11 protein-coding genes are annotated in these 14865 nt (G+C 73.3%); 2 read left to right on the forward strand and 9 right to left on the reverse strand.

The window, feature by feature from the left end; genetic code table 11:
* Positions 1-30: 30 nt before the first annotated feature.
* Complete coding sequence (locus tag EDF50_RS03190; protein ID WP_123518029.1) at positions 31-339, reverse strand: DUF4190 domain-containing protein; 309 nt, start codon at positions 337-339, stop codon at positions 31-33.
* A gap of 54 nt (positions 340-393) precedes the next feature.
* Positions 394-1545 (reverse strand): pyridoxal phosphate-dependent aminotransferase, encoded by a 1152-nt coding sequence (locus tag EDF50_RS03195; RefSeq protein ID WP_123518030.1) that lies wholly within the window; start codon positions 1543-1545, stop codon positions 394-396.
* A gap of 244 nt (positions 1546-1789) precedes the next feature.
* On the opposite strand from EDF50_RS03195, the gene rpsT reads away from it, so the two are divergent.
* Positions 1790-2050, forward strand: a complete 261-nt coding sequence (gene rpsT, locus EDF50_RS03200) for a 30S ribosomal protein S20 (protein WP_043596189.1) — start codon at positions 1790-1792, stop codon at positions 2048-2050.
* Positions 2051-2164: 114 nt separating this feature from the next.
* Here rpsT and holA read toward each other — a convergent pair whose 3' ends face one another.
* The 5 genes from holA to EDF50_RS03225 all read right to left on the reverse strand — a co-directional run bounded on the left by holA (position 2165) and on the right by EDF50_RS03225 (position 10589).
* Positions 2165-3199, reverse strand: coding sequence for a DNA polymerase III subunit delta (gene holA / locus EDF50_RS03205; RefSeq protein WP_123518032.1), 1035 nt, complete (start codon positions 3197-3199; stop codon positions 2165-2167).
* Positions 3200-3287: 88 nt separating this feature from the next.
* Entirely contained in the window at positions 3288-5648 is a 2361-nt protein-coding gene (locus tag EDF50_RS03210) for a ComEC/Rec2 family competence protein (protein ID WP_123518034.1), read from the reverse strand.
* A complete protein-coding gene (locus EDF50_RS03215; protein WP_123518036.1) occupies positions 5645-6331 on the reverse strand; it encodes a ComEA family DNA-binding protein in 687 nt (228 codons plus the stop codon). The genes EDF50_RS03210 and EDF50_RS03215 overlap by 4 nt, the downstream gene beginning before the upstream one ends.
* Positions 6332-6437: 106 nt before the next feature.
* Positions 6438-8984 (reverse strand): leucine--tRNA ligase, encoded by a 2547-nt coding sequence (gene leuS, locus EDF50_RS03220; protein WP_233570322.1) that lies wholly within the window; start codon positions 8982-8984, stop codon positions 6438-6440.
* A gap of 180 nt (positions 8985-9164) precedes the next feature.
* A complete protein-coding gene (locus tag EDF50_RS03225) occupies positions 9165-10589 on the reverse strand; it encodes an anthranilate synthase component I family protein (protein ID WP_123518039.1) in 1425 nt (474 codons plus the stop codon).
* 32 nt (positions 10590-10621) lie between these two features.
* Between EDF50_RS03225 and EDF50_RS03230 the strand changes: the two genes are divergently transcribed.
* Positions 10622-11449, forward strand: coding sequence for an aminotransferase class IV (locus EDF50_RS03230; RefSeq protein WP_123518041.1), 828 nt, complete (start codon positions 10622-10624; stop codon positions 11447-11449).
* A gap of 33 nt (positions 11450-11482) precedes the next feature.
* Here EDF50_RS03230 and cydC read toward each other — a convergent pair whose 3' ends face one another.
* Together cydC and cydD are read right to left on the reverse strand one after the other, a co-directional pair.
* A complete protein-coding gene (gene cydC / locus EDF50_RS03235; RefSeq protein WP_123518043.1) occupies positions 11483-13222 on the reverse strand; it encodes a thiol reductant ABC exporter subunit CydC in 1740 nt (579 codons plus the stop codon).
* Positions 13219-14865: a thiol reductant ABC exporter subunit CydD gene (cydD, locus tag EDF50_RS03240; protein WP_123518044.1), complete on the reverse strand. Its 1647-nt coding sequence runs from the start codon at positions 14863-14865 to the stop codon at positions 13219-13221. The genes cydC and cydD overlap by 4 nt, the downstream gene beginning before the upstream one ends.

The raw sequence follows: 14865 nt of genomic DNA on the forward strand, positions 1-14865 counted from the left end.
GGCGTCGAGCCGCTCCGGCGGGGTCGCCGCTCAGCCGGCGGTGCCGGGGAGGAGTGCGAGGACGCCCGCTCCCCCGACGACGGCGAGACCGATCGCGAGCGCGATCACCGTGCCCACGAGCATGACGACGGACGAGACGATGCCGATGAGCGCCATCGTGCGGCCCTCGGGCTCACGCCGGCGGGACAGGATGCCGAGGACGAGACCCGCGATCGGGACGACGAAGGTGAAGCCGAAGCCGATCGAGGCGAGGCCGAGCACGAGGCTCCAGACCGCGAGGGGAGAGCGGATGCCCGTGGTCGGGACGGAGACGGGGGTGTTCAGGGGTTGGTTCGTCATGGTTCGAGCCTAGGAAGCCCTCCGCGTCGACCCCAGGGGGTTGACCCCCGGATGTCAGCGGGGGTCACCCGGCGCGGGCAGCTTGCCGAGTCCCCGAGTGATCACCTCGGGCGCCGACGCGAGACAGACCCTGATCCACCCCTCACCGCTCCGCCCGAAGGCGCTGCCGGGCGCGACCGCGACCCGCTCCGTCAGCAGGAACCGCTCGGCCCACCCCGCGACGTCGCCCCGCGAGGCGTGGCCCATGTCGATCCAGAGGTAGAAGGCGCCCGTGGGTTCGAGGTACCGGATGCCCCGGTCGGCCAGCAGGGTCGTGGCGAGGACGAGGTTGCTCCGATAATGCTCGCGGGCGTCGGCCACGGACTGGTGGTCCCCCACGATGGCGGCGAGGGCGGCGTGCTGGTCGGGCTCCGCGACGCAACTGATCGCCGCCTCCTGGACGGTGCGCATGGTCTCGGCGAGCCCCTTGGGCGTCACGAGGTAGCCGACCCGCACCCCCGTCATGGCGTAGGTCTTGCTCAACGAGAAGACGCTGAACACCCGGTCGTCGGTGTCGAGCGACGCGAGGCTGACGTGTCTCGGCCCGTAGGTGAAGTACTCGTAGACCTCGTCGCTGAGCACCCACAGGTCGTGCCTCCGGGCGAAGTCGAGCAGGCGCCGCAGCGTCTCTTCGGGGTAGACGACGCCGAGGGGGTTCGACGGGCTGTTGACCACGATGACGCGGGTGCGGTCGCCGACGAGGTTCTCGAGCTCGTCGAGGTCGGGGTGGAAGTCGAGGTCAGGTGTCAGCGTGTACGGGACGGGCACGGCGTCGAGCATGCGCGCGTTCATCGTGAAGGTCGTGTAGCCGGGGTCGGGGACGAGGACCTCGTCACCCGCCGCGAGCAGGAGCCCCATGGCCTGGTGCAGGGCCTGCGTGCCGCCGACGGTGACCCAGACCTGCTCGAGGTCGACGTGCACGTCGTTCTCGCGGGCCAGTTTGGCCACGAGCGCCTCGCGCAGGGCGGGGATGCCGCCGTTCGGCGTGTAGCCCGTCCGGTCGTCGGCCCAGGCGCGGCGGGCCGCGTCGGCGATGTGGCGGGCCACGGGCACGTCGGGCTCGCCCACCACGAGCATGTCGACGTCGTCCAGCTGGGCCGCGAGCTCGAACACCCGACGGATTCCGGACGCGGGCACGGTGGTCATGTGGGGCGCGAGCTGAGGCATGATGGCACGGTACCCCGGACGACACGGCACGCCGACGGACCGGCGCTCGTTGAGAGTCGGGCCTGCTGCTGGTAACGTTGCCTGTTGGCTTGCGCGTTACGTCTGCAGTGGCGGAACGCGATCGCAGCCGAGAGCCGCTCCGGTGGCCATCACCGGCGGCAGCACCGGGTCGATCGATTCACGTCGGTCGGACGCTCGGCTGGCGCACATCCGTCCGAGACACAGAATCCAGAAAGTAGTTCACGTGGCAAACATCAAGTCGCAGATCAAGCGCATCGGCACCAACAAGAAGGCCCAGGACCGCAACCGCGCCGTCAAGAGCGAGCTCAAGACCGCCGTCCGCGCCACCCGCGAGGCCATCGCCGCCGGCGACAAGGACAAGGCCACCTCGGCTCTGCTCCTCGCGTCGAAGAAGCTCGACAAGGCCGCCAGCAAGGGCGTCATCCACCAGAACCAGGCCGCGAACCGCAAGTCGTCCATCGCGAAGCAGGTCGGCGCCCTCTAGGCTCCCCCACCGAGCCCCCTGGCTCGACGACGAAGGCCCCGTCTCGATCGAGACGGGGCCTTCGTCGTACCCGGCGACGGTCGCGGCGGCGACCAGAGGGTCAGGAGGCGCGGCTCACGACAAAAGCGCACCGCGCGTCGAGATCATGGTCACCATGCGCTCGAGCGCGTACACCGGATCGCGCTCGGCGCCCTTGACGGCCGCATCCGTCTCGGCGAGCAACTCGATGCACCGCCCCAACCCGTCCTCGGACCACCCGCGCAGGTCACGCTGTGCCCGCTCGACCTGCCACGGGGCGAGGCCGAAGCGAGAGGCGAGCTGGCCCGAGCCGCCGTACGAGCCCTGCAGCTTGGCCATCGTGCGGATCTTCATCGCGAACGCCGCCACCACGGGGACGGGATCGGCTCCGGTCGACAGCGCGTGACGCAGCAGGACGAGGGCTTCGCCCTGGTGCCCGGCGATGGCCGCGTCGGCCACCTTGAAGGCGTTGGTCTCGACCCGGCCCGAGTAGTACTTCTCGACGGTCGCCTCGGTGATCTCGGCCGCCGCGTCGCTGATCAGCTGCTGACAGGCGCTGGCCAGTTCGGCCAGGTCGTCGTTGAAGGCCGTGACGAGGGCCCGCAGGGCCCCTTGCGAGATGCGTCGACGCTCGGCGGCGAACTCGGCCGCCGCGAACTCGAGCTTCTCGGTGTCTTTCTTGAGTTCGGCGCACACGACCTCGAGGCCGCCCCCGGTGCCGCCCCGGACGGCGTCGAGGAGTTTCTTGCCCCGGACCCCGCCACCGTGACGCAACACCAGGGTCGTGTCGTCGGCCGGCGTGTCGAGGTACCGGAGCGTCTCGGTGAGGAAGGCGTCGGTGCACTTCTCGACGTTCGAGACGCGGATGAGACGCGGCTCGGCGAAGAGCGACGGGCTCGCCAGGGTCACGAGCTCGCCGGGCTGGTAGTGGTCGGCCTCGAGGTCGTGCACCTCGAGGCTGGGGTCTTCGGCGGCGAGCTGATCGCGCAACTGGCGCGACGCACGATCCGCGAGGAACTGCTCGGGCCCGCTCACCAGCACGACGGCCGCGGGCCGGATTTTGTCCCACCCCACCTGGTCGATCGCGACCGAGGCCTTCTTCGTCGTCTTGCCACTCGCTCGCGCTGCCATGCTGCCTCTCGGACGTCGTCCCACGCGCACGGGGCCCGCCGCGCCACCTCCGATGCTAGAGGACGCCACCGACGTGCCCGACGTGTCGTCACGGCCCCGGCGCCGCGTGCTCCCGCCAGATCCGCAGGCCGACGTCGCCGTCCCCACGAGCGACGGGCGTGACCGCGGTCTGACCGGCCTGGTCGCTGCGGACCACGACTCCCCCGCCGTGCCGGACCAGGTCGAGCGCGACGTCGGACGGGTGCCCGTACGAGTTGTCGGCACCCACGCCGATCAGGCCGACGCGAGCCGACACGCGCTCGTACAACTCGGCGTGCTGGTCCGCGGACCCGTGGTGTGAGACCTTGACGACGTCGACCGGTCCGAGCCCGTCGCCGCCGTCGGTCGACGAGAGCAGACGACGCTGCGCGGTCTCGCCGAGATCCCCGAGGTCGAGCAGCGAGAGGCATCCGACCCGGCAGGTCTCGCCGGGGTCGACGCGCAGCACAACGCTGGCGTCGTTGCCCGCCGGGGTCTCGGGAGGCGGCCAGAGCAGCCGCCACGTGAGGTCACCGAGGCGTCCCCGGATGCCGCCCTGCGCCTCCTGGATCTGGGCACCGCCGTCGCGCAGCGCCGTCACGACCTCGGTGTCGTCCGAACGCCCCACGGGCCCGACGAGGGCCGTGCCGACCCGGCCGACGACGGAGCCGACCGCCCCGACGTGGTCACGATCGAAGTGGGTGAGCACGAGCAGGTCGACGTGGCGCACGCCGAACGTCGAGAGGCATCGGTCGAGGGCGGCCTCGTCGTCGCCCACGTCGATCAGGGCGACCGCCGGACCGCTTCGGACGAGCACGGCGTCGCCCTGCCCCACGTCGCACTGGGCGACGACCCAGCCGTCGGGCACGGAGGCGCGGGTCGCCAGGGTGCGCCCGCTCACGACCCCGACGGTCACCACCAGGACGCTGACGAGCAGCGTCGTCGTGACCGCCCGCGTGCGACCCCGGGCCCGCGCGACCACCGCGACGACGACCAGCGCCGTCAGGCACACCAGGGAGGCGACGCCCGGCACCGAGGCGTCCCAATGGAGTCGGGTACCCGGCCACGTGGCCGCGGATCGGGCCACGGCGGCCACCCAGGACGAGGGCAGCCACGAGACCCAGGCGGCCACCGCCGCCGCCCCGGGCACCGAGGGCGCGAGAACGCAGGCGACGAGCCCGCCCAGGGTGGCCCCCGGAGCCGCGGGGCCGGCGAGCACGTTCGCCACGACGCCGTGCAGGGCGATGCTCGGTTCGAGCGCGAGCAGCACGGGTTGACAGGCGAGCTGCGCTGCCGCCGGCACGGCGAGGCCCGCCGCCACCGGTTCGGGCACGAGGCGCGACAGCAGGGTGGTCAGCGGACCACCGATCACCACCAGACCCGCCGTCGCGAGGACGGACAGGACGAAGGCGAGGTCGCGCGCCAGCCAGGGGTCGACGAACAACAGCCCGGCGACCGCCAGCGCGACGACGGGCACGCCCCCGATCGGCCGGGCGACGGCGAGGTGCACGAGCACGAGCACGGCCATGACGGTGGCCCGGACGATGCTCGGCTCGGGCGTGACGAGCACGACGAACGCGACGAGGACGGCGACGGCCAGCGCGAGTCGCATCAGGCGAGGCAGCCTCAGCAGCGACCCGACGAACATGACGAGCGCGACGAGGACGGCGCAGTTGGAGCCGGACACGGCCGTCAGATGGCTGAGCGACGCTGCTTTCATGTCGATGTCGAGATCGTCGGGCACGCCCGAGGTGTCGCCGATCGCGAGGCCCGGCAGCAGGGCCCCGCCGTCCCCCGGCAGGCGCGCGGCGACGGTGCGGAAGGACGACCGCAATCCGTTCGACCACGCCGACGTCCCCCGGGGCTCGGCCCGGACGCCGAGCGGCCCGACCGCACCCCCCTCGAACGCGACCGACTCGCCGTACCTCACGGGGCCCAACACGAGCCGGGCCGAGACCCGGGCGCCGATCTCGACCGGGTCGCGCCCCTCGAGTCGGGCACCGAACACCCGCACCGGCACCCGGGACCCGAGTGCCACGGCCCCCTGGCCGACATCGACCCGGTCGACGGACACCGTCGTCACGTCGGCCCGCCCCTCGACCCGGTCGAGCAGGCGCCCCTCGACGGTGATCGCGTGCCCGACCGACGATGTCAGACCCGCAGGGTGACGGCGGTCGTCGCGCACCGCCGCCTGAGCGGTGAGCCCGGCGCAGGCACCGGCGCTGAGGGCGACGACCAGCAGTATCCGCCCCGCGGCCAGGACGCCCACCCGCGCCCCGACCACCAGTCCGACCGCGACGACGCACACCACGAGGGCCGCCCCAGCCACGACGGGCAGCAGCCCCGGCCGGATCGAACCCGCGGCGAGACCGGTCCAGGCCACGGCCACGGGTACGCCGAGCCGCAGGTCGAGGACGCGACCCGGCGTCACACCCGCACCCGATCGCGGAGCTTCTCGAGCGTCTTCGGTCCGATGCCCGGCACCCCGAGGAGGTCGTCGACGCTCCGGAAGCGCCCGTTGTCGTCGCGCCAGGACAAGATCGCCGCCGCGGTCGCCGGCCCCACGCCGGGCAGCGTCCGCAACGCCGCGTCGTCCGCGAGGTTCAGGTCGACCGTCCCGCCGTCGCCGGCTCCACCCCCGGTCGCCGTGCCGTCCGTGGCCGCGCCTCCGCCAGCCGTGACCCCGTCGTCCACGGCCTCCCCCACGGCCGGCACCCGCAGTTGCTCGCCGTCGACCAGCACCCGCGCCAGGTTCACCGCCGCCTGGTCGGCATCCGCCGTGAACCCGCCGGCCGCGGAGACCACGTCGATCACGCGCGCGCCGAGGGGCAGCTCGAACAGCCCGGGTGAAGCGACCTGACCGTGCACGTGCACGAAGACGACCGGGTCACCCCCGGGAGGCGCGGTGCCGGCCCCCGCCCCGGCATCGGCCCCGGTGCCCGACTCGACGGACACGAGCTCGTCCGCCGCGCCTCCTCGGGTGGCGAACGCCGACACGGCGACGCTCACCGCCAGCACGACGAAGAGCAGGACGACGACCGCGCCGAGCCCCACGCGCCACCTCGGACCGCCCGGCTCGGACGGGTCGACGGCGGTGCGGAAGCTGACGGTCATGACCCGTCACCGTACGGACACGGTCGGGCCCACGGAGACGACGTCGGCCGCCCTGGGGAACCAGGACGGCCGACGACGGGTGGGGACGAGACGCGCCCCGGGGCGGCTACTTCACCGCGATGTTCACCAGACGGGGCGCCCGCACGATGACGTTGACGATCTGCTTGTCGCCGATCGCGCGCTGCACGGCACCGGAGTCGCGGGCCAGCGCCTCGAGCTCGTCCGAGGTGATCTTGGGCGACACCTCGAGCCGGTCGCGCACCTTGCCGTTGACCTGGACGACCGCGGTGACGCTCGTCTCGACGAGCAGCGTCGGGTCGGCCTTGCGCCAGCCGTAGGTGGCGATCGCACCGCCGTCGTAGCCGAGCTTCTCCCACATCTCGGAGGCCGTGTAGGGAGCGAACAGCGACAGACCGAGAGCGACGGTCTCGGTCGCCTCGCGCACGGCCGGGTCGGACGCGCCGGGCCCCGAGTCGATCGCCTTGCGCACGGCGTTCGTGAGCTCCATCAGGCGGGCGACGACGACGTTGTACTTGAACGCCTCGCTGAGCCCCGGGGCCTCGGCGAGGAATCGGTGCGTCACGCGGCGCAGGGCCTGGTCTCCGTCGGCCCAGACCACGTCCGGCGAGCTGTCGACGTCGCTCGCGAGACGGAAGGCCCGGGCCAGGAACTTGGCCGAGCCGGCGGGCGAGACGTCGGCCCAGTCGATGTCGTCCTCGGGCGGGCCGGCGAAGGCCATGGTCAGGCGGATGGCGTCGACGCCGTGCTTGTCGATCTCGTCCGAGAGGCTGACGACGTTGCCCTTGCTCTTGCTCATCTTCGCACCGTCCTGCAGCACCATGCCCTGGTTCAGCAGCGCGCTGAAGGGCTCGGTGAAGTCGACGTGGCCGAGGTCGAAGAGCACCTTGGTGATGAAGCGCGCGTAGAGCAGGTGCAGGATGGCGTGCTCGACGCCTCCGACGTACTGGTCGACCGGGGCCCACTTGCTGGCCTGGGCCGGGTCGAAGGCCCGGTCGGAGTCGGTCGGGTCGAGGAACCGCAGGAAGTACCACGAGCTGTCGACGAAGGTGTCCATCGTGTCGGCGTCGCGGCGCGCCGGCGACCCGTCGCGCGGGTCGGGCACGTTCACCCAGTCCTCGGCGGCACCGAGCGGCGAGCTGCCCTTGGGCTTGAGGTCGAGCCCCTCGGTGGACGGCAGCCGGACCGGCAGCTCGTCGTAGGGCACCGGCACCTCGACGCCGTCGGCGCCGTGCACGATCGGGATGGGCGTGCCCCAGAATCGCTGGCGCGAGATCAGCCAGTCGCGGAGGCGGTACGTCTTGGCCGCCTTGCCGTCGCCGGAGGCCTCGAGCAGCTCGACGACGCGCTTGATCGCGTTCGACTTGCTGAGGCCGGTCAGGGCGCCCGAGTTCATCAGTCGGCCGTCGCCGGTCAGGGCCACGCCCGTCTCGCGGGGGTTCAGGTCGGGCAGGTCGTCGGGCAGGATCGCCTGGCCGTCCTCGTCGAGCTCGAGCTTGGGGATGACACCCGTGACGGGTGCGTTCGTGTCGACCACGACGCGCACGGGCAGGTCGTACTTGCGGGCGAAGTCGAGGTCGCGCTGGTCGTGCGCGGGCACGGCCATGACCGCCCCGTGGCCGTAGTCGGCCAGCACGTAGTCGGCGGCCCAGACCGGCATCGGGTCGCCGGTGAGCGGGTTGACCGCCACCCGGCCGAGCGGCACGCCGGTCTTGGGGCGCTCGCTCGACTGGCGCTCGATCTCGGTGGCCTTCTGCACCTCGACGAGGTACTCGGCGAAGGTCGCCTTGACGTCGTCCGTCGCGTCGGCGACGAGCTCGGCGGCCAGGTCGGAGTCGGGGGCGACGACCATGAAGGTCGCCCCGTACAGGGTGTCGGGCCGCGTGGTGAACACCGTGACCCTCTCGTCGCGGCCCTCGACCGTGAAGTGCACGTCGGCACCGATCGAGCGGCCGATCCAGTTGCGCTGCATGTTGAGCACCTTGGTCGGCCAGCGACCCTCGAGCTGGTTGAGGTCGTCGAGCAGGCGGTCGGCGTAGTCGGTGATCTTGAAGTACCACTGCGTCAGCTTCTTCTTGACCACGACGGCACCCGACCGGTCGCTGGTGCCGTCGGGCAGCACCTGCTCGTTGGCGAGCACGGTCTGGTCGACCGGGTCCCAGTTGACCCAGCTGTCTTTCCGGTAGGCCAGACCCTTCTTGTACATCTCGAGGAACAGCCACTGGTTCCACTTGTAGTACTCGGGATCGCTCGTGTGCAGCACCCGGCTCCAGTCGAACGACGGGGCGTAGAGCTTCATGCTCTGCTTCTGCTGCGCGATGTTGGCGTAGGTCCACTCGCGGGGGTCGACGCCGCGCTTGATGGCCGCGTTCTCGGCGGGCAGCCCGAAGCTGTCCCAGCCGATCGGGTGCAGCACGTTGAAGCCCTGCTGGCGCCAGTACCGCGTCACCATGTCGCCGAGCGCATACTGCTCGGCGTGACCCATGTGCAGGTCGCCCGAGGGGTACGGGAACATGTCGAGGATGTACTTGCGCGGGCGCTTGTCGTCGGGGTCGACGACGAACGGCTGCTCGGCGTCCCACCGGGCCTGCCACTTCTCTTGCAGGCGGGCGACGTCGTACTCGCGTTCGGGCAGGCCGTCGTGGGGCGGGGTGGCCGGGGAGGCGTCGGTCGCGGTCGTGTCGTGCTCGTGTGCCACGGGGCTCTCATTCACTGCTGGCAGTCGGTGCGGTGGGCGCGGACCGCCCGCGCGAGGGCACGGCGACGTGCGCTGGGCTCAGCGATCCTCGCCAAGGCTACCGAACGGCGCGCCCGGTCACGACATGCGCACCGGGGCCCCGTCGGCGGCCCGGACGCCGAGCACGGCGAGGAGGGCCGCCGCTTTGAGCTCGACCTCGTCCCGCTCGTCGACCGGCGTCGACGAGATCGTGATGCCGCCGCCCACCCCGACGCGCGCCCCGGCCGGTCGCGCGGGCCGTCCCCCGGTCGCCGACCGGGCACCTTGCACGACGATCGTCCTGATGGTCATGGCCAGGCTGGCCGAGCCGTCCCGACCGAGCCAGCCGACGGCGCCCGAGTACACGCCCCGCGGCGCCCCCTCGAGGTCGGCGAGCAGCTCGACGGCGCGACGTTTCGGGGCGCCGGTCATCGACCCGGCCGGGAACGCCGCCTCGACGACGTCGGCCGCCGTGCGCCCCGCCGCGAGCCGGGCCCTGACCGTGCTGACGAGCTGATGGACGTGCTCGTACGAGTGCACGGCGAGCAGCTCGGACACCTCGACCGTGCCGAGTCGGGCCACCCGGGCGAGATCGTTGCGGACCAGGTCGACGATCATGACGTTCTCGGCGCGCTCCTTCTCGCTCTCGACGAGTTCTCGCGCGAGCGCGGGGTCGTCGGCGCCCGACCCGCGGCGTCGCGTGCCCTTGATCGGCGACGACGACACCAGACCGTCGGTCGTCACCTCGACGAACGACTCGGGCGACGCCCCGACGACGGCGACGTCGCCGAGGCGTACGAACGACGCGTACGGTGCCGGCGAGGAGCGCCGGAGGCGCGCGAAGGCCTCGAGCGCGTCCACCGGCCCGACGACGTCGACCGCCGTGGTCAGGCAGAGCTGGTACGCCTCGCCGGCCGCGATGGCGCGGCGGCAGCGCTCGATCAGGTCGAGGTACTCGTCGGGACGGTGCCGCCAACGCACGTCGGCCGGAGAGGACTTGGACGAGGAGGCGCGGATCGGCCCGGGCGCCGGGGGCTCGAGCGGCACGTCGGCCCAGGCCTCGGCCAGCGAGGGGGCCCACGGGTCGCCGGCACGGGCCACGGCCTCGACGGACCGTGCGGCGTGGTCGAAGACCAGGGCCCGGTCGACGTCGAGCAGAGCGAGGTCGGGGGCGTCTCCGGCGGCGGCGACGGTGGAGGCGGTGGCCGCCGGGCGATGTCCCTCGGTGGCGTCGCGGTCCAGCAGCCGGCAGCCGAATCCGTAGCCGAGCCAGCCGGCCCAGCCGAGCGGGTGGCTGTCGGGTTCGACGTCGACCAGGTCGTCGCGCACCGCTTGCCATAGCCTGTCGGCGCCGCCGTCGCGGAAGTCACCCGTCGCGGCCCGACCCCACCCGACGATCGAACGCCCGCCGACGGCGTCCACGCCGGCGTCTCGCCAGACCACGTCACCCGTCGCGGCCAGGTGCCGGACGACGGATTCGGGGTCGCGCCACGGCAGGGAGGATCGGACGACCGCGGGGCGCATACCCTTGATCCTATGAGCGGACCCCCCACCCGATGAGTGCCGAGCGGCCGCGAGGCGACGTGCTGCACGTCTGGCAGGGCGACGAGCTGTCGACGGGTGGGAGCGAGGCGGGGGTCGAGGCCGACCCGCGCCTCCTGGTCGCCGACTCGTGGCTGGTCGACGACGGCTCGGTGCTCGCGCTCGACGTGCACCGCGATCGGTTCGCCGGCTCGGTCGCCGGGGTGCCCGCCGGGCCCGACGCGGACGAGGTCTCGGCGTTCTGGGCCGCCACCGTCGCGACGCTGCCCCGGACGGGAGCATGGTTCCCCCGGGTCGAGCTCGTCGCCGGCGACGCGGGCGACCGGCCCGGGCGCGCACGGCTGCAGCTGCGCCTCCGCCCCGCTCCCCCGCGCCGTCGCTCGGCCGTCCTCGCCACGGCCGCACGTGATCCCCGCACGCAGCCCACGGTCAAGGGCCCCGACCTCGCGACCCTCGGTTCGCTCGTCGCCGAGGCCAGGGCCCGGGGGGCCGACGAGGCCGTGCTGCTCTCGCCCGAGGGCCACGTCGTCGAGGGCGCCTGGAGCTCGATCGTCTGGTGGCGTGGCGACGCCCTCTGCCTGCCCGCGGACGACCTGCCCCGCCTGCCGGGCGTCACGGTCCGCAGCCTGACGACCTTGGCCGCCGTCCTCGGCGTCGACGTGTTGCACGACCGCACCCGGCCGGACGAGCTCGACGGGTTCGAGGTCTGGAGCCTCGGCGCGTTGCACGGCATCCGCATCGCCACCGGCTGGATCGACGGCCCGGCTCCGGCCGAGGAGCCCGGACGACTCGCCCTCTGGCGTGCGCGACTCGATCGTCTGCGTCGACCGATCGACGCCTGACCGCGCCTCGGCGACGACCGGGACGTCGGGTCGTCAGTCGTCGGAGTCGGCTGCCTCGTCGAGGGCGACCTCGACGTCGCGCAGTCGGCCGGACTCGACGCGCACGCGCCGTGTGACCAGCTCGGCCGGCACCTCGACGTGCGAGATGACGACCACCGTGGACCCGTCGTCCCGGGCCGTCGTCAGGACGTCGAGGACGAGCCGGCGGGCGGTCTCGGGGTCGAGGCCCGCCGTGGGCTCGTCGAGGATCAGCACCGGGAAGCCCCGCAGGAGGGCTCGGGCCAACGAGATGCGCTGGGCCTGACCGCCCGAGACGAGGACTCCCCGCTCGCCCAAGGGAGCGTCGAGCCCGCCGCGCCCTGCGGCCCAGTCGCCCAGCCCGACGCGGTCGAGCACGGCCAGGAGATCGTCGTCGGTGGCCGTGTCGCGGGCGAAGAGGAGGTTCTGTCGCAGTGACTCGTCGAAGAGGTACGGGGTCTGCTCGATCAGGCCCACCGCGGCCCGGACGGCGGCCGGGGCGAGGGTCGCCGTGTCGACTCCCCCGACCTCGTAGCGTCCGGTGTGTTCGACGAACCGGGCGAGCACCGAGGCCAGCGTGGTCTTGCCGGCGCCGCTCGGCCCCTCGACCACGACGCGGTCGCCGACGGCGACGTCGAGGTCGACGCCACGGAGGGCCGGGCCCGCCGCACCGGGCCACGTCGCCGAGAGGCCCCGCAGACGCAGGGCCGACACGGGCGTCCGCGACGCGCCGACGAGTGTCCGCGTCATCTCGGCCCCGTCGGCCGCCGACCCGCCGACGGCCTCGTCGTCGACGACCCCCGCGGGAACGACGGCGGGCACCGCGGACTCGACGCGGTCCCCGCTCGCGCGGACCCGCCGCCAGGCCAGCACGGCCGTCGGCACGGCGCCGACGACCTCGAAGACGGCGAGCGGCACGAGGACCACCAGTGCGACGGCCGGGCCGGTCAGTCCCCCCGCGGCGGCGTCGGGCGCGACGACGGGGATCGTGGCGAGCGCTGCGGCACCGGACAGCGCCGAGAGGACGGCCGCGACGACGCCTCCGGTCAGGGCCCGGCGCGAGGAGGCGCGGCGCAGGTCGTCGTCGAGCCCCGCGACCCGGCCGAGCTGCCGGTCCACGGCCTCGAACGCGACCAGCACGTCGAGGTTCTGGACGAGGTCGACCACCGCGGCCGAGAGCGCACCACGCTTCTCGGCGAGGACGTGCTCGCTGCGGCGCGCGAGGCGGTCGGCGGCCACGCAGCCGACGCCGAACGCCAGGACGAGCGCGCCCGCCAGGACGACGGCGGCCTGCGGGGACACGAGAGCGACGCCGACCACGGCGACGACGGAGGTCAGGCCCGACACCACGAGGGGCTGCACCACCCGCAGGGGAAGGTCCTGCAACGCGTCGACGTCGCCGACGACGCGCGCGAGCAGGTCACCACGATCCGTGCGACCGAGACCCGCCGGGGCCACGCGGACCAGTCGCCGGTACAGCTCGGTGCGGACCACGGCCAGCTGACGGAAGGCGGCATCGTGGCTGGACAAACGCTCGAGGTATCGGAAGACCGCCCGGGTCAGGGCGAACGCGCGGACGCCGACGACGGCGAGCGAGAGATAGAGGATCGGCGGCTGCTCGGCCGCCCGCGTGATCAGGTACGCGGACGCCGCGAGCAATGCGACGGCCGACAGTGCGCTGAGCGAGCCGAACACCAGGCCGGGGGCGGCCCGGCGTGCGTCGGGCTGAGCCGCGCGGAGCAACGAACGGTTCACGAGGCCCCTCCGATCGCGACGACGACGTCGGCGGCGTTCCTGACGGCACGGCGGTGCGTGACGACGACCACCGCGACGCCCGTGGCCGCGATGCGTCGGAGCCCCGCCACGACCCGGGCCTCGGTGACCGGGTCGAGCGCCGACGAGGGCTCGTCGACCAGCAGGAGGCGCGACCCCACCCGATCGAGTCGGTACAGCGCCCGGGCCACCGACACCCGTTGCGCCTGTCCACCGGACAGGCCCTGGCCGCCGGCCCCGAGCACGAGCGCCGGGTCGAGGCCCGCCGCACCGGCCAGGTCGAGGGCCCGCACGACGGCCTCGGTGTCGGGCTCGCGCGTGTCGCCGAGAGCGACGTTCTCGGCCACGGTGCCGGACGACAACAGCGGGGACTGCCCGGACCAGGCGATCTCGTGGCGCGTCGGGGCCCGCCCCGACGACCGCCAGACGACTCGACCCTCGCACGGTTCGAGCCCCAGCACGGCGTCGAGCAGGGTGGACTTGCCGGCACCGCTCGGGCCGACGACCGCCGTGACGCGACCCGTCTCGGCGACGAGCGAGGTCTCGGGCAGCCGCACCGCGCCTCCTCGGCTCACCGAGACGCGGTCGACGACGAGCGCGTCGCCCTCGGCGCGGGGCTCGTGGTGACCGGCGGCCACGGCCGACCCGGTCGGCCGAGGTGCGACGTCGCCCTTCTCGTCTTCCAACAGCTCGAAGACGTCGTCCGCCGCCGCGACCCCGTCGGCTGCGGCGTGGTAGTTCGCGCCGACCTGGCGCAGGGGCAGGTAGGCCTCGGGTGTGAGCAGCAGCACGAACAGTCCGGCGGTGAGCCCCATCGAGCCGTCGACGAGCCGGATGCCGATCGAGACGGCGACGAGCGCGACCGACAACGACGCCGCCAGCTCGAGCACGAAGCCGCTGAGGAACGACACGCGCAGCACCTTCACCGTCTCGACCCGGTAGTCGTCGGTGATGCTACCGATCCGCTCGACCTGGCGCCGCTCACGACCGAACGCCTTGAGGGTCGACGCCCCGCCGACGGCGTCGGCGAACGACGAGGCGAGGTGCGTGAGGCGGTCCCACTGGCGCGTCTGGGCGGCACGGGTGGTCCATCCGATCAGCACCATGAAGACGGGGATCACGGGCAGCGTCAGCACGACGATCAGGGCCGAGACCCAGTCGTGCAGGGCCATGACGACGACCAGCGACGGCGTCGCCAGGGCCGTGAGCACGAGCTGGGGCAGGTACCGGGCGAAGTACTCGTCGAGGGCGTCGAGTCCGGGGCCGACGAGGGTCGCGACCCGGGCCGACGAATGCCGGTCGACCCAGGCCCTCCCGCGGTCGGCGACCGCGCGGACGACCCGGGCCCGCAGCTGGCTCTTCACCCGGGCCGCGGCCCGCGCGGACGTCACCTCGAGCGCCCACGCCACGAGCGACCGCACCGCCACCGAGACGCCGAGTCCGACCAGGGCGGTCGCGAGTCCGTCGGTGGCAGGCCCCTCCACGACCCGGACCACGGCCGTCGTCGTGAACCAGGCCACGGCGACGATCGAGACGGTCTGCACGAGACCGAGCACGGCCCCGAGCCCGAGGAACACCCGGGCGGCGGAGGCGTAGCGCAGGAGGCGCGGGTCGAGCGGTCTCAC

Origin of the sequence: Frigoribacterium sp. PhB24 (assembly GCF_003755185.1) — a bacterium.
Taxonomy (GTDB): Bacteria; Actinomycetota; Actinomycetes; order Actinomycetales; family Microbacteriaceae; genus Frigoribacterium.

Coding starts and splice junctions, on each gene's coding strand:
- EDF50_RS03190 (WP_123518029.1), bottom strand. CDS start 339: ATGACGAACCAACCCCTGAACACCCCCGTCTCCGTCCCGACCACGGGC.
- EDF50_RS03195 (WP_123518030.1), bottom strand. CDS start 1,545: ATGCCTCAGCTCGCGCCCCACATGACCACCGTGCCCGCGTCCGGAATC.
- holA (WP_123518032.1), bottom strand. CDS start 3,199: ATGGCAGCGCGAGCGAGTGGCAAGACGACGAAGAAGGCCTCGGTCGCG.
- EDF50_RS03215 (WP_123518036.1), bottom strand. CDS start 6,331: ATGACCGTCAGCTTCCGCACCGCCGTCGACCCGTCCGAGCCGGGCGGT.
- EDF50_RS03225 (WP_123518039.1), bottom strand. CDS start 10,589: ATGCGCCCCGCGGTCGTCCGATCCTCCCTGCCGTGGCGCGACCCCGAA.
- EDF50_RS03230 (WP_123518041.1), top strand. CDS start 10,622: ATGAGTGCCGAGCGGCCGCGAGGCGACGTGCTGCACGTCTGGCAGGGC.